Annotated in this window: 1 protein-coding gene; it reads left to right on the forward strand. The window is 64.6% G+C overall.

The window, feature by feature from the left end; all coding sequences use genetic code 11:
* Positions 1–260: strawberry notch-like NTP hydrolase domain-containing protein (locus CVH10_RS21900; RefSeq protein WP_181244663.1), on the forward strand; the 260-nt coding region annotated here is incomplete at both ends.

Here is a 260-nt window from a genome sequence, read left to right on the forward strand (position 1 = left end):
GACAGCTTCGACACCGTTCATGCCGCTCCGGATGGCGCGGAAGGGGCCGTGGCCTTCCGCAAGGGCTTCTTCGTTGGCGATGGCACAGGCGTGGGCAAGGGGCGTCAGATTGCTGGCGCGCTTCTGGACAACTGGCTTCAGGGTCGCCGTCGCCTTGTGTGGGTGTCGAAGAACGACACGTTGTTGGAAGACGCCCAACGCGATTGGGTGGCCCTCGGCGGCCGCAAGGAACAGGTCGTCCCTCTCTCCCGCTTCGTTCA

Source organism: Halomonas sp. ND22Bw (assembly GCF_003011945.1).
Taxonomy (GTDB): Bacteria; Pseudomonadota; Gammaproteobacteria; order Pseudomonadales; family Halomonadaceae; genus Halomonas; species Halomonas halophila.